The following is a 20,649-nucleotide window of genomic DNA, read 5'->3' on the forward strand; positions in this document are numbered from 1 at the left end:
CCTCAGTATTCTTTGATATATACGGTCACGCTGCATCTTATTAATGCTGAAAGGCCTGATCCCTTTGCCTCCTTGAACTTGCGTTGAAATAAACTGCATATCGTCAAAGATGAGGTTAAAGCTAGGTGAAAGAATCACAGGCTTAGACTTAAAATACCTAATAACGCAATGAAATAGCATCGGTGGTTCCTTAGGCGAATACTTTTCAACTCTGTTAACTCGATCTCGTTTGGCGTAAAATACAATCGTTGTTGTTCAAGTGATAATAGCGGCGGAGATATAGATCAAGCTGCTCAGCTTTGGTAAGAATTGATAGTTCGTTTTTTATAGCCATAGGAATTAAATTAAGTTTAAGGGGTTTGTTAACCTCATAATTTACCATACTTTGGAGAAAGTAACCCACCTTTGTATGCCTTTAAATATGGTGAGTATGGCGATTTATGTTACTTTGGGAAAATCCCTAGAACCCCAAGACGGCCAATTTATTGCGGTGGGTAATCGAGAAACAATGACACCTCATATCGATCAGCATACTAAGGTTGTGGATCTGCAAGGTCGTTTTGCTATGCCTGGCTTATATGATATGCACACACATCCTGATCTAACGTATTCCAGATTATTCAGGTTATTTAGATGTCGGGTTGGATGGCAACCCTGAAGAAGTCAAACAAACGATAGTGGATTACGCCGAAGCCAAGCCTGATGAAAGAATGGATTTACGGCCAGTACTTTGTTCATTTCACTTTCGCCAAGCAGGCCTCAAAGCAGGTAAAGAATGGTGAGGACGGTAATCTCCGACCGTCCTATTGCCATTTTAGACCGATCTTGGGGTTCGATGATGGTGAATTCTAACTAACACTAGCCGAATGACCGCAGATACTCCTGATCCAGGTAACGGTTACATCGAACGTGACAGTATTACTGGCGAGCCTACTGGTATCTTAGTTGATGGTGCCTATGCACTTATTCATGGGGCTATGCCACCTACTCCTATGCACGCGTTGTTGCGCGCTTACCGCGAAGGCATGCAGTATCAGAGCAGTCGTGGCGTAGTAGCAACCAAGTATGTACATGTTTGTGAGCACCGTTTAAATGCGCTTAGCACGCTCGACAAAGCGGGTGAAATGACACTCCGTGTCGAAGCGGCTATCAGTTGGCAAGATGATATTTTCCCAGTTAAACGACGCTCGGAGCTTATCGCCGGTGAACGCCATTATTATCGCAGTGCTCGCTTTAATGCTAACGCAGTTAAATTTCATTTCGATGGAGTGCACGAAACACAGTCTTCTTACTTGTCGACGCCTTGGCCCGGTGAAAGTACTTGGCGTGGTAGCCTGAATATGACCCCTGAGCATATTTGCGACATGGTGGTCGATTTGGATCGTAAAGGAATACGAGTGATTGCCCATTGTACTGGCGATGGTTCATCTGATCTATTTCTTGATGCGGTTGCAGAAGCCCGTCGACTTAATGGCCCTAATGGCATGCGTCATCAATGCGCCCACTCCACGCTATTAATGGAAGAGAATCTAGTGCGATTTAACGCCTTGGATGTCACCGCAGAATTTTCTCCTGTACTTTGGTACCCATCCGACTTTTCTTATGCTCGCACTAAGGCCGGTGAAGAGAGAATTAAAAACATCTATAACTTCAAAGGGGTTATTGATGCCGGTGGCAATGCAGTTATGGGTACAGATTGGCCTGTCGCTAATATCAATCCTTGGGTTGGTTTTGAAACCATGATCACCCGAAAAAAACCCATGGGGTGAGCGCGAAGAAACCTTCTATGGTTCAACGATATCTATTGAGCAGGCTTTGCGTGTAATGACCATAAACGGAGCTTGGAGCATGGGTATAGATGACAAGGCCGGTAGTATTGAAGTGGGCAAGTCGGCTGATTTAATTGTATTAGATCGTAACCTTTTTGATTTAGAGCCTCAGGGTAATATGCACAATACTCAAGTAGATGTCACCTTAATAGAGGGCCAATTAGTTTGGGACAGGCTAGAGCAGTTTAAGGCCTGCGGTTTAACAGCTGTGTGGCACAAAGATGAAGTGCCAGAATTTTATGACAAGATGTAACCAATTCAATAATAAAATTTTCTTGTTGTTGATTTAAATAAAAATCAGTTAAAGGCACTGCATGTATTTGTGCCTTTAACTGTAAAACGTAATGGGGTTATGTGAATCTACTGAGTGGATTAGTGACTCACTGCCTAAGAGATAATGGGCCAAACCTTAATATTAGTGAAGTAGAAAGAAATACCCTAGTCAGCGCTTAAACAGCCCAGAAGTTAATTATAAATCCTCAATATAAATACATTTTAGTTCAAGATAATCATCAACTCCATATTGAGAACCTTCTCTGCTGAGGCCTGACTCTTTAACGCCACCTAAAGGTATGACTTCACTGATGATAGCGACCTCATAAGCCGAGCAGTCAAGAACTAAGCCAGAAATCCTATCTCGGTTTGTGCCCCGATATAACTTCAATTGTCTACATAATAGTCAATACTACAACTGTAGACATGCACTCATTTTGTACGAATATCGCCCCCAAAACGAGATATACAAATTAAAACTGTTTTTCTTTAGTCAACTGTTGATTTACGAATACAACCTAATGTTGCACACATGAAGGTGGCAACTTTTGTAACTATCAGTATTTTCTAATCCCAATACTGGGAGTTACTTACTATTTTCCTGACGGTAACTCTGTGGATTTTTACCTGACCACTTGTGAAAACTATGAATAAAAGATGAAGCATCACACAGGTTAAGCTTGTAGGCAATTTCTTCTACTGTTAATTTTGTTGTGGTTAAATAATGAGCAGCTAACTTATAACGGTAGTCATCTTTAAGCTGTTGAAAGTCGGTACCTTCAAAAATCAGTTTTCTATGTAGCGTACGTGTTGAAAGATTGAGTTTTTTTGCTACTTCTTCTTTATTTGGCAGCTCATTCATTGACATTGACATTGACATAAACAGATGTTGCACCTTACCCGCATAAGTGACATTGTCTGCTAAATGCAGCTTAATAAGTTGCATTGGGTTTTGAAAATAATGTGCAACCTGATCATATTTTGCATTTATCGATGAGTGTAGATGAAGTTCATCAAATTCAAAGCCTAAGAAATCAGAATTATAAACTAATTTGTTGTTATAAAGCAGTTTGTATTCTTCGCCATAAGAAGGTTTGCCATGGGGTACAAATGTTTTGTAAATATGGATACGTTTATTAATTAACATACAAACTAGTCGGTAAAAGACCATGATATAAATTTCAGCGATAATCCCCTGCTTTATAGTCGGGATAAAATCGATATAAATACATAATGTCGCTTTTCCCCCTCTTCGTTTTAATTGAAGTTTTAATGGCCCAAGGGTCAAGTTGTAAAATTCTTCAATAGTGGTCAATGCACTCAGCAAGTTTTTAGCGTGGCAACCCAATTTGCATGCAAATAAGGTTGTGCCCTTAGCTAATGGTGATGTCGCGGTATGCAGTAGTTCATCATTAGTTTGATCATACAAAAAAAAGAACGCATCTTCCAAATACTTTAAAGGTAACCTTGAGCGCTGTTCTCGCTCTTTTTTTTTCAAACCAATGTGACTATCCAGTGTTTGCACGGGTATGTCATGACAGGCCGCTATTTTTTCAAACTCCACTAGCGTTTGAAAAGGCATAGTGATCTCTTTTTCCATAAACAAATCAGAATTATTAGTTAATTTAATATTCATTGTGGCACATTATTTAATTAAAAGAGACAATAACTATTTCAAGGGTCGCACAACACAATTTTACGCCAATCGTGCGCACCTTATTTATACGTTAAAAAAAGTAGTTTTCTTCACTGATGAGAGCCTTGATTTAACGCTGATATAATCTGTATCGGTTTTAATCTTAACCAGTGCATGCACTGGTCAGTCATTTTCAAGTAAATTAAACACAGTACAATAAAGAACTAAATTTTTAAAAGGCCTGCTTGTCTTACACAAGCAGGCTTTGTTGAGTTAAAAGCTGTAACCAAACTCAAGGTTAATCATACGTGCCTTTTTATGCATACCATTGGCATAGGCCCCTGTGTTCAGCGGGATCTTAGCGATGTATATTTCATAATCTTTATCAAGGAGGTTAGTGACCGTTAGTGCTACATGCCAGTCACTGTCTTCTGGTGTCAGTTTTAAACGGTAATCAACTAGGGCATAACCATCTTGAAGAAAACCCTGTTCGTTACTAGAGTCTATTGTATGTTCAGACTTGTAATTCACAATTAACGTGTTAGACATTTCATAGCTACCCATAACGTCATTCAGATGCTCTACTGCCACAACAGCTTTAAACTCTGGCACCCAAGCTAGGTTGTCTCCAGACCAGTCACACAAGCCATCTTCGTTCGCTTCACCTTCATATACTTCAGTTAAACTACAGGCAGCGCCCTCAAACTTGTCATAGTAAAAATCTAAATACTCAGCATTGGCTGTAATGCTTAGGTCATCGGTAGCTTGCCAAATAAACTCTACATCAATACCTTTTTGTATAGCCTTACCCGCATTACCAACGTTGAATCCGATAGAACCATTGAAAATGGAGGTCTGCAAGTCATCATAAGTGCCATAGAACACGCCAACATTCAAACGCATATCATCCCAGTCAGACTTAAAGCCGATTTCGTACGCGGTAACCTGTTCATCTTCAAATTGGGTATCTTCCGGAGTACCGGCACTTGGACCAGGCGAAGTACCCGGCGGTGATGCAGATGAAGGACCTTCATACAGAGTATCGAAACCACCACCTTGGCACCGTCAGCAAAATTAACATAGCCCATAAAGGTATCTGTGAAGAAGTAACTTGCGCCGGCTTGTACCATAGTGTGACTTTCTTCGCGCTTCATGTTCTCAAACTCATGCGGCGCACCTACCGATTTCAAAGCGCCCCAATAACTCAGCAAAGCCGGAGTCAAGCCCGCATAAGGGTGACCATCAGGGAAAGCAGGACGAGTATCTACCGTTCCATCGATATTAAGAAGAGTTAACCCTTGTGTAGCGGTTTTTTCGATATCGCTATACCGCACACCTAAGGTCAATGAAAGTTTGTCTGTTGCCTGATAGTCTACTTGAGCAAAAATCGCGCTTTGTTCTGTTTTTTGTTCAAGATAATTTGAACGAGTAAAGTTTGGCACACCTAGTTGAGTTAAATGAAAATCAACGTCAAAGCCGGTATTGAAATCAGCATCTTGATAGTAGAGCCCACCCATCAAATTAATTTGCTCATTAACTATCATATCAAAGCGAAGCTCTTGCGAAAACTGTTCATAATCTTCAGGAACATCAGATGACATGATATCTTCGGGTGTCATATCAATATCTAAGGTATGAAAATAGTCATAACCACTTTGAGCTGTAATAGAGGTAATAGTCGTATTATCACTGATATTCCATACTATTTCTAACATGGTCTCGTCACTTTCATTTTTATTCCCTGACGGACCGTTATTGAAAATGGAATCGTCATTACCAGTATTCAATTCGCCCGTGCCAATTCCAAATGGTGCCAATGGCGAGTTTTCAACGTCAGTGAAATCCGGATTAACATGACGATAAATGGCCAGTGACTCACCGAACTTCTCAAATGTAGCTTGCTCATGACGTAAGTATAGGCTCAGATCATTATGTGGCTGCCAAACTGCGCCGATACGAAAGGCCGAATCTTCGAAATAAAGCTCATCTTTCCCCGTGTAGTTATTAAACGCCGCACCTTTGTTCTGATCACGCCACTTACCGGCAATACGCAGAGCAAACTCATCCGTTACCGGGATATTGAGCCCACCCAAGATCTGAGCTTCTTCATACTCAGTTTCATACTTAACCGTGAATTCGCCATTTAGATCATCACCGACATCAGGTCGATTAGTGATCATACTTAAGGCACCACCAATCGAGCTATTACCGTACAATGTAAGTTGCGGTCCTTTCAGTACTTCGACACGTTGCATATCAAAGAAACCGGCGCGTTGCTGATTCATTCGGCCACGGTAAACGCCATCTACGTAGGTGCCGACAGACTGCTCAAATGACTGGTTATCGCCTGACGATACACCACGCAGTGAGAGTCGACTGTGGTTAGCCAGTTGCGGCTGTTCCAAACCAGGTACGTATTTAGATAAGTCTTCAACAGTGTGCACCCCCATAGCTTGAATGTTCTCACCGGTAACAGCATTTATGCTACTTGGCACGGTCTGCACAGATTCAATACGCTTACGTGCTGTGACTTCAATAACTTCAAGTGCAGAACCTTTTGCCTTAACATCCTTTGCTTCTTCTTGAGCTAAACTGGCAAATGAAGTCGATCCCAACACTATGCACAATACCTTGGCGATTGGTGTTTTTGGAAAATCTTTAATGTTCATAATGTATTACCTACTTTAAATTCGTTATATTGGACTAAAAAATTAGTTACAATTTATAATTATTGTCATTACAAGTTAGCAAATATTGATAAATACAATAGTGTTAATATAGGCCATCATGTGAACAATTAAGGCCCAATTTTACATGTAGGATTTTGAATGGTTTTTCACAAAGACATCAACTGATCTAAAGCTAAATAGTCTAATAGCACGAGCAGTTTCGAGTGTTCACGGTTTGTTTACTATAAGAAAAATTGGTAATTATTCCAAACTTCAAGAAATTTCTTAAATTAGCAGCAATCATCTTGTACTTCTTTTATTTATCTCAAAATAATCTACAAAATAGAACTGTGATAACCAATAAGCACTCCTAATTTAAAACAACGAGTGATTATTTAAATATGCTCAGTTCATTAGTTTATAAACTTCAGACCGTAAAATTGACACTTTATAGTTGTAATTTTAAGCCAAACTATCGAATCCATTGACACATTACCCCATGAGATTATTTAAATTGAGATGCTAGCCTTTTAGCAAGTCAAAATTAAGGGTCACTTGGAATGTCAAATATATATATAGTCGGTGTCGGAATGACACCATTTGGTCGTCATATCGAACGCAGTATGGAAAGTCTATGTGATGAAGCATTAGACGCAGCGATAAAAGATGCCGGTTGTGAAAAATCAGATATCGGTACCGCTTTTTATTCAGGAACCACTCAAGGTCATCTTCAAGGACAAACCTTTATCCCTGGTCAAGTCTATCTAAGCAAAATTGGTATACAAGGCATTCCTGTATTTAATGTTGAGAATGGCTGTACCGCCGGCTCTTCTGGTTTTCATCTCGCTGTTCAAATGTTAAAAGCGGGAAGCTGTGATGTGGCATTAGCCATTGGCGCTGAAAAAATGAACATTACTGATAAAGCAAGAATGTTTTCTGTTTTTGACGGCGCTTGGGATTTATCTGAACCCGATGCAAATTTAGCAAGGTTGTTAGCTCCTGCAAAAGATTTTGTTGTGCCAGAAGGTCATGAGTCTGACCGTCCTTATAGCGTATTTATGTCTGTATATGCCGCATTTGCTCGTGCTCATATGCATAAGTATGGTACCACTCAACGCCAAATAGCGGCTGTTTCAGCAAAAAACCACCAACATTCTACGCACAATCCTCTGTCTCAATTTCAACAAGCCTATTCGATTGAAGAAGTATTGAATGCGCCACCTATTACTTACCCACTGACATTACCCATGTGTGCGCCAATTTCTGATGGTGCAGCTGCAGTAATCGTTTGTAACGAAGATGGGCTTAAACGCATTGGCTCTGACAAAAATCGCGCCATCAAAGTGTTAGCGACAGTTACTCGAAGTGCAACTGATCGCTCTTATTCAAATCCTGAGTTACATTGCGCTCATTTATGTGCAATGGAAGCCTATGAGCAAGCAGGCGTTGGTCCTCAAGATATGGATGTCTCGGAAGTACACGATGCAACAGCTATGGGTGAAATACTGCATGCAGAAAATCTTGGACTAGTGCCTTTCGGTGAAGCAGGTCCAACAGCTGAGCGAGGTGACTTTAGCATTGGTGGACGTATACCAATCAACACGTCTGGTGGTCTTGAATCTAAGGGACATCCGTTAGGTGCTACCGGTTTAGGTCAACTTCACGAGTTGGTCACTCAATTACGCGGTGAAGTCGGTGTCCGTCAAGTTGAAGGAGCAAGACACGCTGTTCATGAAAACAGTGGTGGTCTAGTTGGTATAGAAGAAGGTGCCGTAGCAGTCAATATACTCGCAAAATAAGTACGGAACTAAATAAAAAATAAAATTGAGGAGAAGACAGTGAGCTTTTTAATGACAGAAGAACAAAAAATGGCTACCGAAGGCCTGCGTAAATTTCTTAACAAAGAAATCAAGCCACAGCTTGAAGCACATGGTGAAGGTCATTTCAGCAAAGAACAGCTGCAAGGTGGCACCAAAGTTTAGCCGAATTCGGTTTGGTTTGTGCGCCACACCCTGAAGAGTTTGGCGGCCTAGGCATGGATTGGGTAACACATTTATTGTTATGGGAAGAAGTTGCTGTCGTTTCCTTAGATTTGGCTATGCCGGCCCTCATTAATGTAGTCGGTGCCGATTTGTTGATTAATAACGCTCCCGAACATATTCGTGATGAATATGTTCCTGGATTATTGAGTGGCGAAAAATTTATCGCCGTTGGTATATCTGAGCCAGATGTTGGCTCCGACGTTGCAGCTGTGAAAACACGTGCGGTACGAGACGGCAATGATTGGGTACTTAATGGTGAGAAAACCTGGATTTCCAATGGTGAACACATGGATCTATTCGTTTGTACCTGTAAAACAGGTGAAGGGGAATTGACCCATATAGCGATCCCTGCAGGAACACCGGGAATGGAGGTACGTGGCATTCCTAAAATGGCGCTCAACAGCCAGTCTACTTCGCAAATTTTTCTGGCAGATGTGCGTGTGCCTATCGCTAACACCGTGGGAAGTATTGGCGATGGTTTAAAAAACACACTGGTAACTTTTGAACGCGCTCGTTGTCATATGGCAGCGTGGGGTTACTCATTGGGTCGTCGAGCATTAGAAGAGTCAATTAAATATTCACAAGAGCGTACTCAACACGGTAAACAAATAGCCGGACATCAATTAATTGCTGAAAAAATTGCCACTATGGCAACCCAAATCGATGCAGCAAGGCTATTAACATTGCGTGCCGGCGATATGATCGATAAAGGTATTCGTTGTGACGTAGAGTGTTCAATGGCCAAATGGTACGGCACGGAAATTGGTGTTAACACCACACGTCAAGCGGTGCAAATACATGGCGGTAACGGTGTTACTAAAGAGTTTGTTGTGGAACGTTTAGCTCGTGAAGCCATTATTGGCCCTATTCCTGATGGCACGACTGAAATTCAGAAGCTACTGATTGCACGTATGCTGACAGGGGTTCAAGCCTTTAGATAATTGATTAACATTAAAAAAGGCTAGAGTTTTACTCTTACTTTAACAAATATCGAAGAGAATATATAAATGAATTTACAAAATAAAGTTGTCGTGATCACAGGTGGTGCATCTGGTTTAGGCCGTGCAACGGCAGAATATATGGTGACTGAAAAAGGTGCGAAAGTAGCTTTATTAGATTTAAACGCTGAAGCCGGTGCCGAAGTTATAACATTGCTCGGTGAAAATAATGCAATATTTTGTCAAACCGATGTCACCGGCGAAAAAAGTATCGATGCAGCCGTTGCCGATATCGTGGCTAAATTTGATGCTATCCATGTAAACATTAACGCCGCAGGTGTGCCATTGCCATGTAAAATTTTGGATAAGGAAGGCAAAGCAAGCAGCCTTAAAAAATACGCCATGGTACTTAACGTAAACCTTAATGGCGTATTTAATGTCATGGCAAAATGTGCCGAGCAAATGGCGAAAAACGAACCCGATGAAAAAGGTGAGCGAGGTGTTGTTATCAACATTTCTTCTGGTGCTGCCTTTGAAGGTCAAATTGGCCAATCAGCTTATTCTAGTTCTAAAGCAGGAGTAAATGGCATGAATATACCCGCTGCTCGTGAATTAGGTAAGTATGGTATTCGCGTCAATTCTATCGCTCCAGGCCTATTTGGCACACCTATGATTAAATCACTAGACGAGAAAGTACAAGTCGCACTCACTGCTATGTGCCAAGCCCCACAACGTATGGGTGACATGGCAGAATTTGCCCACACATGTGCTTATCTTGCGGAAAATGCCTATGTAAATGGTCGTTGTTTACGTCTTGATGCTGCAACAGTCATGCAGGCACGCTAAGAGGAGAATAACATGTCAGAATTATTAGTAGAAACAAGAGGTCAATCAGGGTGGTTAATACTTAATCGACCAAAGGCGTTTAACTCACTCACACGCACTATTTTGGACGATTTAGCAATCGCTTTAACCGATTTTGAACAAGACGATAACATTCGCGTTGTAGTACTCGCCGCCACCGACTGCCCTGCTTTTTGTGCAGGAGCTGATTTAAAGCAAGTACTTGAAAAAGCAGAGCCAGGTGAAAAAGATTTTTTAATGCAATGCCGTACTAGTTTTGGGGCCCTACGCAACTGCTCGAAACCCGTAATAGCCGCAATAAACGGCATGACCATGGTCTGGCGGTTTAGAACTTACTATGTGTTGTGACATTGTCATTGCATCAAACAAGGCAACATTGGGTGACGCCCACTCAAATTTTGGTGTATTCCCCGGTCTTTGGTGGCGCGGCAATATTGCCTAAATTAGTACCTGTCAACGTCGCTAAATATTTATTATTTACAGGCAAATCATTACCGGCAAGCGAAATGAAGCAATACGGACTGGTTAACGAAATTGTAGAGCATGAGCAACTGTACTCTCGTGTTCAAGAACTTTGTGACGACCTAGCAGAAAAAAGCCCATTAGTGCTGCAACGTATGAAAAAAATAGCGAATCAAGCGCAGGATCAAACTCGACAATCAGCGCTAGATTCTGAACTCCTCGAATTACGTGAACATTTCTTATCTGCTGACATTCAAGAAGGGTTAGCGGCATTTTCAGAAAAACGCAAACCTGTATTTATTGGTAATTAGTAGCAATGTTTAAGCTGAATTTAAAAAAAGTAAATTTCGGACTTTTAAAAAAATAATAGGTTAAAGATTATGAGTGCATTGCAAGGTATTAAAGTAATAGAAATAGCCGGCATAGGTCCAGGACCTATCGCTAGCATGATGCTAGCAGACTTGGGTGCTGAAGTGATTTTAATTGAACGTAAAACCGATAACCCAAATGCTGCCGGCCTTTTTAACTCAAACAAAACAGAGTTTTTTAAACGAGGAAAACAATCAATTGCTCTTGATTTAAAACAACCAGAAGCAATCCAACTAGTGTTATCACTCGTTGAACAAGCCGATATGTTTATTGAAGGTTTTCGTCCTGGCGTAATAGAGCGCTTAGGTTTGGGACCAGAAGTGTGTTTAGCACGTAATAAAAAAATGATCTATGGTCGAATGACTGGTTGGGGACAGCATGGCCCCTTAGCTCAAGCCGCAGGCCACGACATAAATTATGCCTCCATTTCTGGTGTATTAGCTTACAGCGGTTTTGCTAACGATAAACCATTCCCTCCTGCCACTATTATTGGTGATGTTGGCGGCGGTTCGTTGCATTTAGTCATGGGCATGCTAGCTGCCTATATTCATGTACTTAGCACCGGTGAAGGACAAGTGATAGACGCTGCAATTTGCGATGGCAATGTGTACATGCAGACTTTACTAACCAGTTTGTATGCCAATGGCTTAGTCGGAGAACAACGTGGCGGTGATTTTTTAACTGGTGCCTCTCCTTGGGCTAATACCTACCAATGTGCTGATGATAAATATATAACGGTTCAGGCTCTAGAGCCTAATTTTTACAAAGAATTTATTACGCTTGCCGGATTTGCTGACGATCTTAATTTTTCAATGCAATACGATAAATCATTATGGCCTTTAGCAATAACCAAATTAACGAAATACTTTAAATCTCAACCACAAGTGCATTGGAATAATATTTTTGAAGGTACTGATGCATGTTATGCCCCAGTAATGTCGCTCAAAGAAGCGGTTGAACATCCACATAATGTGGCTCGACATAATTTTGTCGTCGAGAATGATTTAATTCAACCTGCACCAAACACCGAAATTGAATAAGACGCCATCACAAGTAGGGAAAATACCAAAATTTGGTGAACATACAGAGCAGATTTTAGCTCAGTTGAACTTATCTGATGAACAATACGCTAAACTTAAGGCTATGGCGGTTGTTTAAATTACATACAAATATTAATTACTAAAACAGAGGTGGAAGCTATGTCTTTACAACAAGAACTCCATTATGGCCATTTTATCGATGGGCAAGATTATTTAGGGCATACGCCTGAATCAATTGACGTAATCAACCCGACAAATGGTGAAGTTTATGCAACCATGTCTATGGGGGACAAGGGTGATGTCGATGCTGCAGTAGCTGCAGCAAAGCGGGCATTTAATCAACCTTCATGGCGTGAAATGAGTAACAATGACCGTGGAGACTTGTTATTCAAATGTGGTCAGGTGATTGGGGCTCATGCTGAAGAGTTAATGTTTATCGAATCACGAGATTCTGGCGGTACCATCCGCCGTGCAGCCGGTATGGACATCCCTATTGTAATCGATTTAATCGGCTACTATGCTGATTTAATAAAAACGACTAATAATATAGTTGATTTACCCACTAAGCCTCTACCTGAAGCGGGTCACGCACAAGTTTGGCAAGAACCCATCGGTGTCTGTGCATTAATTACGCCTTGGAACTTTCCTATTTTTATTGCTGTAGCAAAAATAATACCCTTGCCGCAGGAAACACCGTTGTAATTAAACCTTCTGAATATACACCGGCAAGCACAACTCATTTGGTGCAACTACTGTCAGACGTTTTACCTAAAGGTGTTCTAAATGTAGTAAATGGTGACGGTGCTAGTGTAGGTGAAGCGCTTACTACTCACCCAGACGTTGGAAAAGTATCTTTTACTGGCTCTACCTGTGTTGGCAAACATATTCAAAAAATGGCTACTGAAAGTTGCAAACTTGTGGGTTTGGAGTTGGGTGGCAAAGGCCCAAAGAATAGTTATGAAAGATGCAGATCTCGACCTTGCAGCATATGGTATAACCTTTGGCGGCTTATTTAATTCAGGCCAAGCGTGTGAATCTGGTACACGCATTTTAGTTCACGAAGCCATTCATGATCAATTAATGGAAAAACTTGCAGCAGTATGTGACACCTTAGTGGTAGGTAACCCGTTAGATCCGAAGCAACATCTTATGGCCCGATTGCCAATAAAAATCAATACGACCGCATCATGGGGTATATTGACGGAGCCAAGCAACAAGGTTTAACTTTTGTTTGTGGTGGTGAGCCGATTAAGCCCAAGGGATTTGAGGGGGGTATTATGTTCAACCAACCATAATCACAGATGTTAAAAATGATATGGACATTGCTCAGCAAGAAATATTTGGCCCAGTGCTTAGTGTAATTAAATTTAGTGATGAACAACAGGCGATTGAAATTGCCAATGAAACCTCATATGGCTTATCGGCAGGAGTATGGAGTGATGATTTAGTTCATGCTCAAAAAATTGCCAAGCAATTACAAGCAGGATCAATCTGGATAAACGACTGGCACATGCTGCGCTCAGATGCACCTTTTGGTGGTTACAAGAATAGTGGTATAGGTCGTGAATTTGGTATCGGCGGCTTACAAGCTTTTATGCAAACCAAGACGATTGGCGTATCACTTGAACGTGATCCACGTAATAAAATGATGTGGTCTTTACTACATACTTCACCGCAACAGTAATCATAAAATAAGAGAGACTCATCATGTCAACTTCAGGATATTTTACTTATAACATGCGTACCGTTGTTCATAGCGGTGCAGACAGTATCATCAAAGTGCCAAGTCTATTTCGCGGGTTAGGCGGAAAAAGAGTATTACTTGTTAGCGATGAAGGCTTGGAAAAAGTCGGATTAGTTAATCGAGTGAAAGACGTCTTTACTTTAAATAATGGGCCAGATATGCAATTAGTGGGAGTATATGCCAAAGTCACTCCCGACGGCTCAGAATCAATCAACGACTTAGTTGCCTATGCTCGCTCTGTAGCCGCCGATAGTATTTTAGCATTAGGTGGGGGTAGTGTTTTAGATGCTGCTAAAGGGTTAAAATATTGCTTACACCATCACTTAACTGACATTTGTGATATTTTAAAATTAGGCCTAAAATTGGAAACTTGGCCAGAGGCAAAGCCGAGCATGATCCCGCACATTGCCATCCCAACCACTGCAGGTACAGGTGCTGAAGTAACAAACGGAGCGGTAATCCACAACCAAGTACTTAATATAAAGTCATTAGTACTAGCCCCCTATTTAGATGCTGACATGGCAGTACTAGATGCTAAGTTGACCCTTGGCTTACCTAAGTCAATTACCGTTGCCACTGCGTTTGATGCTTTAACTCATGCAATAGAAAGCATTGCATCACCAAAAGCGAACCTATTTTCAGATGCTCATGCCATAACAGCAGCAAAAGTCATAAATGAAAATATGCCCAAGGTGGCAAAAGAACCAACAAATGTCGATTGTCGGTCAAAGTTACTACAAGCAAGTACTATGGCTTGTAACGCAGTGGTTAACGCTTTCTCCGCATTTCCTGTACACAACTTTTCTCATGCCTTAGGTGCCACTTTTCATATACCACACGGTGATGCTAACGGAATAATGCTACCCGTTGTAATTGAAACGCGGCGGATTTTTACCTACCTAATGCACAGCGAATGGCAGATGCTCTGTCACTTGATAGCAAAGGACTAAATGCAGAGCAAACACTCGCTAAAGTAGTAGCCCATATAAGAGGGATTCAACGAGCCTGTGACTTCGATGGCTCTTTAAAACGATTTGGTGTAACCGAAATTAATCTAAAGGAAGCTATTGCCAGTGTAAAACACGACGTACTCTATATTTTATATCCAGTACCTGAGCCTGTAATAGAAATGATCCTACGAAAAGCCCTATAAACTAGAAGTGGAGGAGTAATTACCATGAGATTTTCAGACTATTTTGATGCTGCAGCATCACGTTGTCCTAATAACCTTGTCTTAATTGATGACAACGACAGCTATACCTATAAAGAGGCTAAGCCTTATGTCCATAAAATTGCAAACACACTACGAACAAAATGTGGTTTACTAGTTGGGCAAAAAGTTGCAGTGTATAGCCCTAATAAAGCAAAAGCTTTTTTATCAGTATTAGGCACAAACAGGGCTGACTTAGTTTGGTTTCCAGTAAACGCCGGTAATGCCATAGAAACCAACATCGAACTATTTAATTTTTTTGAAATTGACTGCTTAATATTTGATAGCAGCTTAGATGAAAATGTGGCTAAAGTTCGTCAACAATGCCCGACAATCAAACACTTTATATGCCTTGATAGGAGCACTGAAGAATCAGCTTTTATGGACGACTTAGTTGTAGATGCTGCAGATGAGTACGTTTCAGAAAAAGTTGACCCTATGGCGATGGCTATTGTTATGGCTACAGGTGGAACTACCGGCCCTTCTAAAGGGGTTGTACATAACCATAAAAGCTTTGAATGTTTCATATCAAACATTATGCTGTCGTTACCCGTTGATGAAAATGACACAAACTTAGTTGTTGCTCCCATGACACACGCGGCAGGCATGTTTGGTTTGGGCTGTATTGCAGCCGGCGGTTGTTTACGCATGTTACCAGGCTTTATTCCAGACAGTGTAATAGAAGCGATTGATATTCATAAAATACAATCCATATTTTTACCGCCGCTGGCACTTTATGGGCTGTTAGCTCACCCTCGTATTAAAGACATTGATACTTCTTCTTTAAAGGCAATAGTCATAGGCGCATCCCCTGTCTCACCTGAGCGTTATTCAGAAGCAACAGCAGTGTTTGGGCCTGTAATGTACGAAGTATATGGCCAAACAGAAAATCTTTTCCCTGTTATTGTTAAAAGTCCAAAAGACTACATTAACGAAGACGGCAGTTTAAACATGGATGTATTGCGTTCAGCAGGCCGTGCAACTAAGCATGCCCATATAGAGATAATGGATCCACAAGGAAATATTTTACCTTCTGGTGAAAAAGGTGAAATTGTTGTTCGCTGTGGTTCAGTAATGAACTGCTATTACAATAACCCAGAAGCTACTGCAGAAGTTTCTAAATTTGGCCGGCACCATACTACTGACGTTGGAATTAAAGACGAACGTGGTTTTATCACTATCGTTGATAGACTAAAAGACATGATTATATCAGGTGGTTTTAATGTTTATCCGGTCGAAATTGAAAATTTAATCAATGGTATTGACGAAGTGATGGTGTCAACGGTAATTGGTACTCCACATGAAAAATGGGGTGAGCAAATTACTGCAGTCATTGAATTAAAACCTGGCAAAACCATTGAACCGGAAAAAATAAAAGTGCTATGTAAAGAAACTTTAGGGAGCATAAAAGCACCTAAAGAAGTGATATTCTGGGATAAAATACCCTTATCTTCCGTTGGAAAAGTGCTTAAAGAGAAGTGCGTGAAACATTTTGGAAGGATCAGGATCGTCAGGTTTAATCCAATTAAAATAAACGCATAATTTAATATGCCTGTAGCTCAGTACAATTAATTTGCTGAGCTTTTTACCCTAAATATGGAGACGCTATGGACATTTTACCTAAAAGCGTATTTAAATGCTGCTTATCAACAGCAATAATACTTACCTTCCTTATAACCTCATCTGTTTATGGCGCCGACAAACCAAATATATTGGTACTATGGGGTGATGATATCGGCATGTCTAATGTCAGTGCCTATAGTCACGGCATGATGGGTTATAAAACACCTAACATTGACCGAATAGCAAAAGAAGGCGGCATGTTCACCGACTATTATGGTGAAAATTCATGTACTGCTTGGGCGCTCAGCTTTTATTACCGGTCAACATCCCGTGCGTACAGGCTTGACCAAAGTTGGCTTACCAGGTGTAGATAAAGGTCTTCGAAAAGAGGATCCTACCATTGCCGAGCTCCTTAAACCACTGGGCTATATGACGGGTCAATTTGGTAAAAATCATTTAGGCGATAAAGATGAGTTTTTGCCAACAGAGCATGGCTTCGACGAATTTTTCGGTAATCTTTATCATTTAAATGCAGAGGAAGAACCAGAACTTGCTGATTATCCCAAAAACCCACAAGTTAAGAAGTTATTTGGCCCCCGAGGTGTTATCCATTCATATGCCGATGGAAAAATTGAAGATACAGGCCCTCTAACTAAAAAACGTATGGAAACAGTTGACGACGAAATAACGGCAGCTGCGATTAAGTTTATGGACAAAGCCGTTAAACAAGACAAACCCTTTTTTGTCTGGTGGACGGCAACCCGTATGCATGTTTGGACTCACTTGAAAGAAGAAAGTCAGGGGTTATCAAAACGAGGTGGGCTATATGGCGATGGTTTGTTAGAGCACGATGGTCACGTTGGTCAATTACTTGACTTCTTAGATGAGAAAAAAATAGGCGGTAATACCATTGTTTTATACTCAACTGATAATGGCGCAGAAATGTTTACTTGGCCTGACGGTGGTATGATCCCCTTTCGTGGTGAGAAAAACACCACATGGGAAGGAGGCTTTCGAGTTCCTTCAATGGTTCGTTGGCCTAGTACGGTTAAGCCAGGCTCTATATTTAATGAATTAGCCGCTCACAACGATTGGCTTCCTACATTGCTTGCTGCTGCCGGCGAGCCTAACATTAAAAATAAGTTGCTAGATGGCCATCAGATTAACGGTACCAAATTTAATGTTCATTTAGATGGTTTTGACTTAACTGAATACCTGTCTGGAAAATCAGTTACCTCACCTAGAGAGAACTTTTTCTACTTTACTGATGACGGAGAATATTCAGCGATACGCATGGGTGATTGGAAAGTCATGTACTCAATACAAGAAGCCACTGGCGTCGACGTATGGCATAAACCATATACTCAACTCCGATTACCACTTATTTTTAATTTGCGTCAAGATCCTTTCGAACGTGCACAACTTGAAGCAGGTGCCTATAGTCGATGGATGTTTGAGCGTTTACCTTATCTGTATCAATCAATATTGGTCTCTCAGCAATTCTTAAAAACGTTTATTAAGTACCCTCCCCGACAAGATCGCACCAGTTTTAATGTTGAGGCTATAACTGAAAAGGTAATGAAATTAAAACCTCGTCAATATGACTAAAATGTAAAATTACAAAATAAACCTACTATTGAGTATTCTAAATCAATAGTGGGCGCAGTCCAATGCGCCAACGCTAAACGCGACGGTATAGCATTTATATTGAAACGAATAACAAAGCCCTTTATGGCAGGATCATAAGATGACAGATATCACTTACCCTTTTTCTAAACAGCCTGAATTCAATGTGATACAGGAAATATCACCTCGTATTTATTGGCTGCGTCTGGCAATGCCCTTCAGTTTAGATCACATCAATTTATGGCTTATCGAAGAAGATAGCGATTGGACATTAATTGATACAGGACCAAACACTCCATCATCAAAAAACAGTTGGTTGGAAATAATTTCGAGCCAACTAAAGAACAAACCTATTGGTCGGGTTATTTGCACCCATGCTCACCCCGATCATATCGGTCTTGTCGGCTGGATATCTAAGCAGCAAAGCGCGCAATTACTGATGTCAAAAGGTGAATTTGAATTTTATCATCAATTATTTGCCAAAAAGGTACAAGCACCGTTTAGCCAAATAGAGCAATTTTATCAACTCGGCGCAGGTGATAAAGAAGCTCAACGTTATTTAAAGCATATTAAAATTTTCAGCGACCTTATTTACCCAGTACCAAGTATTTATCAGCAATTGAAGCATGAAGACTGCGTTACATTGGGAAAATATTTGTGGCAAGTGCATGTAGGTACCGGTCATTCTCCAGAGCATATCTGTTTATTCTGTGAAAAATTAAACCTATTTATTTCCGGCGATCAATTACTTCCCACTATCTCATCAAATGTAAGCGTTTGGCCAACAAGGCCAGATGTCAATCCAATGGCTGATTTTTTATCTTCCTGTCATTATCTTAATAAAACAATTAATAACAAAACCTTAGTGCTGCCTTCTCATGGACTCCCTTTTAACGGTGGAAATGTTCGCTTGAATAAGTTGATTGAAGAGATGGAAAAAAACATCAATAACTTATATGATTTTTGTCAACAACCAAGAACCGTTACAGACGTTTTACCTATACTCTTTAAAGGTAAGTTAAATGACAGCAATTTGATGTTTGCTTATGGAGAAGCTTTGGCAAGTCTTAATTATTTATGTGCTCAAGGTAAAGTAGAAGTGATTCAGGGAACAAATAATATTCATTTTTACCAAAAAAATAATATTCAATGCTGATAATAAATTTATTTTATTCATTCCTAATTGAGCGAAAAATAGTTTTGTCGATTTGGGTTTATACTTTACTAAAGGGTTCACAATTAGAATCAAGGTACACATTTGATTGAATTACCATTTAATACAATAAAATACCGAACCTTGGGATTCTGGACTGTTCATATTATTTGCATGCTTGTATGTATCTCAGCAACGAATGCAACGTCAATGAGCAGTTTAAATAACTACCTTGGCTCTGAGCAATGTCAAAGCTGCCATGAAAAACAATTCCAAGCTTGGCAAGGCTCGCATCATGATATGGCGATGCGGCACGCAAAACCAGACGCAGTACTAGCTGATTTTAACAATGCTGAACTAGAATTCAACAGCAAACAAAATAGTTTCTTCAAAAAAGACGAACAATATTGGGTCAATATTGAAGGGCCGGACGGTCAGTTTCACGACTACCAAATAAAATATACTTTTGGCTACCATTACAGCAATACATGGTTGAATTTGATGACGGACGTGTTCAGCTTATTCCTTTTGCTTGGGATTCTCGTGCTAAGGCTGATGGCGGCCAACGATGGTTTCACCTATATCCACAGTTCACCCAAAAGCATCAGGAATTTTTTTGGACCAATACTGGACAGAATTGGAATTATATGTGTGCCTATTGTCATTCTACTAATGTCAAAAAGAATTTTGATCTTAAATCGAATAGCTATAACACTACATTTAGTGAAGTAAATGTAGGTTGTGAGTCTTGTCACGGGCCCGCGAGCAACCATATCAATTGGCTTAAAAACCGGATAACACAATAAAATTTTCCGGCTTTGAGCGAGACTTAACTAAGTCAGTCACTAACTGGGTAAGCAAGCCTGATCGAACCACTTCTGACTCCGGAAAAAAATCAAGCATAGTCAACAAACACTTACGTGTGCCCAGTGCCATAGCCGACATACACAAATCAGTGATGAAGATCCTGTTAAAAGCAATGAGTTTGGCGATCGTTATATGCTCAGTTTACTGACTCCACAACTTTATTACCCAGATGGCCAAATATACGATGAAAACTTTGTCTATGGCTCATTTTTACAAAGTGAATGCATAAAAATGGCGTGTGGCAGTAATTGTCATGATCCGCATTCGGCAAAATTAACCCTGCCAAAAGAGCAGGCTGCTTGCAATGTCATCAAGCAGAAACATACCAGAATTCAGAGCATCATCACCATCAGGAAAACTCTCC

At 40.6% G+C, this 20,649-nt stretch carries 22 protein-coding genes and 6 pseudogenes; 23 read left to right on the forward strand and 5 right to left on the reverse strand.

What is annotated here, in order from left to right; translation table 11 throughout:
- A pseudogene (locus L3081_RS25895) lies at nucleotides 1-334 on the reverse strand (DUF4158 domain-containing protein); the annotation flags it as partial.
- A 96-nt stretch (nucleotides 335-430) separates the two neighbouring features.
- Between L3081_RS25895 and L3081_RS25900 the strand changes: the two are divergent.
- The 4 genes from L3081_RS25900 to L3081_RS27715 all read left to right on the forward strand — a co-directional run bounded on the left by L3081_RS25900 (nucleotide 431) and on the right by L3081_RS27715 (nucleotide 2,082).
- Nucleotides 431-658: a hypothetical protein gene (locus tag L3081_RS25900; RefSeq protein WP_242289638.1), complete on the forward strand. Its 228-nt coding sequence runs from the start codon at nucleotides 431-433 to the stop codon at nucleotides 656-658.
- Nucleotides 642-782, forward strand: a complete 141-nt coding sequence (locus tag L3081_RS25905; protein WP_242289640.1) for a hypothetical protein — start codon at nucleotides 642-644, stop codon at nucleotides 780-782. Before L3081_RS25900 ends, L3081_RS25905 begins: the two co-directional genes overlap by 17 nt.
- A gap of 84 nt (nucleotides 783-866) precedes the next feature.
- Nucleotides 867-1,769, forward strand: a complete 903-nt coding sequence (locus tag L3081_RS25910) for an amidohydrolase (protein ID WP_274620796.1) — start codon at nucleotides 867-869, stop codon at nucleotides 1,767-1,769.
- A gap of 34 nt (nucleotides 1,770-1,803) precedes the next feature.
- Nucleotides 1,804-2,082, forward strand: coding sequence for an amidohydrolase family protein (locus L3081_RS27715; protein ID WP_338027511.1), 279 nt, complete (start codon nucleotides 1,804-1,806; stop codon nucleotides 2,080-2,082).
- A 216-nt stretch (nucleotides 2,083-2,298) separates the two neighbouring features.
- Here L3081_RS27715 and L3081_RS25915 read toward each other — a convergent pair whose 3' ends face one another.
- From L3081_RS25915 to L3081_RS27725, 4 genes and pseudogenes are all read right to left on the reverse strand, one after another.
- A complete protein-coding gene (locus L3081_RS25915; protein ID WP_085300738.1) occupies nucleotides 2,299-2,493 on the reverse strand; it encodes a hypothetical protein in 195 nt (64 codons plus the stop codon).
- A 195-nt stretch (nucleotides 2,494-2,688) separates the two neighbouring features.
- Complete coding sequence (locus tag L3081_RS25920; protein ID WP_242289642.1) at nucleotides 2,689-3,738, reverse strand: AraC family transcriptional regulator; 1,050 nt, start codon at nucleotides 3,736-3,738, stop codon at nucleotides 2,689-2,691.
- Between the two features lie 273 nt (nucleotides 3,739-4,011).
- On the reverse strand, nucleotides 4,012-4,776 hold the full coding sequence (locus L3081_RS27720; RefSeq protein WP_274620802.1) for a TonB-dependent receptor domain-containing protein: 765 nt from the start codon (nucleotides 4,774-4,776) through the stop codon (nucleotides 4,012-4,014).
- 35 nt (nucleotides 4,777-4,811) lie between these two features.
- Nucleotides 4,812-6,407 (reverse strand): annotated as a pseudogene (locus L3081_RS27725) (TonB-dependent receptor); the annotation flags it as partial.
- A gap of 560 nt (nucleotides 6,408-6,967) precedes the next feature.
- Here L3081_RS27725 and L3081_RS25930 point away from each other — a divergent pair.
- The 19 genes and pseudogenes from L3081_RS25930 to L3081_RS26000 form a co-directional block, all read left to right on the forward strand.
- Nucleotides 6,968-8,206 (forward strand): thiolase family protein, encoded by a 1,239-nt coding sequence (locus tag L3081_RS25930; RefSeq protein WP_242289644.1) that lies wholly within the window; start codon nucleotides 6,968-6,970, stop codon nucleotides 8,204-8,206.
- A gap of 39 nt (nucleotides 8,207-8,245) precedes the next feature.
- On the forward strand, nucleotides 8,246-8,389 hold the full coding sequence (locus L3081_RS25935) for a hypothetical protein (RefSeq protein WP_242289647.1): 144 nt from the start codon (nucleotides 8,246-8,248) through the stop codon (nucleotides 8,387-8,389).
- A gap of 11 nt (nucleotides 8,390-8,400) precedes the next feature.
- Nucleotides 8,401-9,390 (forward strand): acyl-CoA dehydrogenase family protein, encoded by a 990-nt coding sequence (locus tag L3081_RS25940; protein WP_242289649.1) that lies wholly within the window; start codon nucleotides 8,401-8,403, stop codon nucleotides 9,388-9,390.
- A gap of 66 nt (nucleotides 9,391-9,456) precedes the next feature.
- The gene (locus tag L3081_RS25945) at nucleotides 9,457-10,233 is read left to right on the forward strand and encodes an SDR family NAD(P)-dependent oxidoreductase (RefSeq protein WP_242289529.1); all 777 of its coding nucleotides are present in this window, start codon (nucleotides 9,457-9,459) and stop codon (nucleotides 10,231-10,233) included.
- Nucleotides 10,234-10,245: 12 nt separating this feature from the next.
- Nucleotides 10,246-10,599: an enoyl-CoA hydratase/isomerase family protein gene (locus tag L3081_RS27730; protein WP_274620797.1), complete on the forward strand. Its 354-nt coding sequence runs from the start codon at nucleotides 10,246-10,248 to the stop codon at nucleotides 10,597-10,599.
- Nucleotides 10,600-10,631: 32 nt separating this feature from the next.
- Complete coding sequence (locus L3081_RS27740; RefSeq protein WP_338027510.1) at nucleotides 10,632-11,024, forward strand: enoyl-CoA hydratase/isomerase family protein; 393 nt, start codon at nucleotides 10,632-10,634, stop codon at nucleotides 11,022-11,024.
- Nucleotides 11,025-11,093: 69 nt separating this feature from the next.
- The gene (locus tag L3081_RS25955) at nucleotides 11,094-12,122 is read left to right on the forward strand and encodes a CaiB/BaiF CoA transferase family protein (protein WP_242289652.1); all 1,029 of its coding nucleotides are present in this window, start codon (nucleotides 11,094-11,096) and stop codon (nucleotides 12,120-12,122) included.
- Entirely contained in the window at nucleotides 12,115-12,240 is a 126-nt protein-coding gene (locus L3081_RS27745) for a hypothetical protein (protein WP_274620800.1), read from the forward strand. The genes L3081_RS25955 and L3081_RS27745 overlap by 8 nt, the downstream gene beginning before the upstream one ends.
- A gap of 164 nt (nucleotides 12,241-12,404) precedes the next feature.
- Nucleotides 12,405-13,138, forward strand: a pseudogene (locus L3081_RS29330) (aldehyde dehydrogenase family protein).
- Nucleotides 13,056-13,346 carry an aldehyde dehydrogenase family protein gene (locus L3081_RS27755; protein ID WP_338027512.1) on the forward strand — a complete coding sequence of 97 codons (291 nt, stop codon included), beginning with the start codon at nucleotides 13,056-13,058 and terminating at the stop codon, nucleotides 13,344-13,346. The pseudogene L3081_RS29330 and the gene L3081_RS27755 overlap by 83 nt, the downstream one beginning before the upstream one ends.
- Nucleotides 13,310-13,806 (forward strand): annotated as a pseudogene (locus L3081_RS27760) (aldehyde dehydrogenase family protein). The gene L3081_RS27755 and the pseudogene L3081_RS27760 overlap by 37 nt, the downstream one beginning before the upstream one ends.
- A gap of 23 nt (nucleotides 13,807-13,829) precedes the next feature.
- Entirely contained in the window at nucleotides 13,830-14,816 is a 987-nt protein-coding gene (locus L3081_RS25965) for an iron-containing alcohol dehydrogenase (protein ID WP_242289655.1), read from the forward strand.
- A complete protein-coding gene (locus tag L3081_RS25970; RefSeq protein ID WP_242289658.1) occupies nucleotides 14,780-15,019 on the forward strand; it encodes a hypothetical protein in 240 nt (79 codons plus the stop codon). The genes L3081_RS25965 and L3081_RS25970 overlap by 37 nt, the downstream gene beginning before the upstream one ends.
- Nucleotides 15,020-15,043: 24 nt before the next feature.
- Nucleotides 15,044-16,618, forward strand: coding sequence for an AMP-binding protein (locus tag L3081_RS25975; RefSeq protein ID WP_242289662.1), 1,575 nt, complete (start codon nucleotides 15,044-15,046; stop codon nucleotides 16,616-16,618).
- Between the two features lie 65 nt (nucleotides 16,619-16,683).
- Nucleotides 16,684-18,247: pseudogene (locus L3081_RS25980) on the forward strand (arylsulfatase).
- A 139-nt stretch (nucleotides 18,248-18,386) separates the two neighbouring features.
- Entirely contained in the window at nucleotides 18,387-19,421 is a 1,035-nt protein-coding gene (locus L3081_RS25985) for an MBL fold metallo-hydrolase (RefSeq protein WP_242289666.1), read from the forward strand.
- 207 nt (nucleotides 19,422-19,628) lie between these two features.
- Nucleotides 19,629-19,709 (forward strand): annotated as a pseudogene (locus tag L3081_RS25990) (hypothetical protein); the annotation flags it as partial.
- 356 nt (nucleotides 19,710-20,065) lie between these two features.
- A complete protein-coding gene (locus tag L3081_RS25995; RefSeq protein ID WP_242289668.1) occupies nucleotides 20,066-20,224 on the forward strand; it encodes a multiheme c-type cytochrome in 159 nt (52 codons plus the stop codon).
- A 193-nt stretch (nucleotides 20,225-20,417) separates the two neighbouring features.
- On the forward strand, nucleotides 20,418-20,649 hold a 232-nt coding region (locus L3081_RS26000), incomplete at its 3' end, for a hypothetical protein (protein WP_242289671.1).

Origin of the sequence: Colwellia maritima (genome assembly GCF_022669015.1) — a bacterium.
In the GTDB taxonomy this organism is placed as follows: Bacteria; Pseudomonadota; Gammaproteobacteria; order Enterobacterales; family Alteromonadaceae; genus Colwellia; species Colwellia maritima.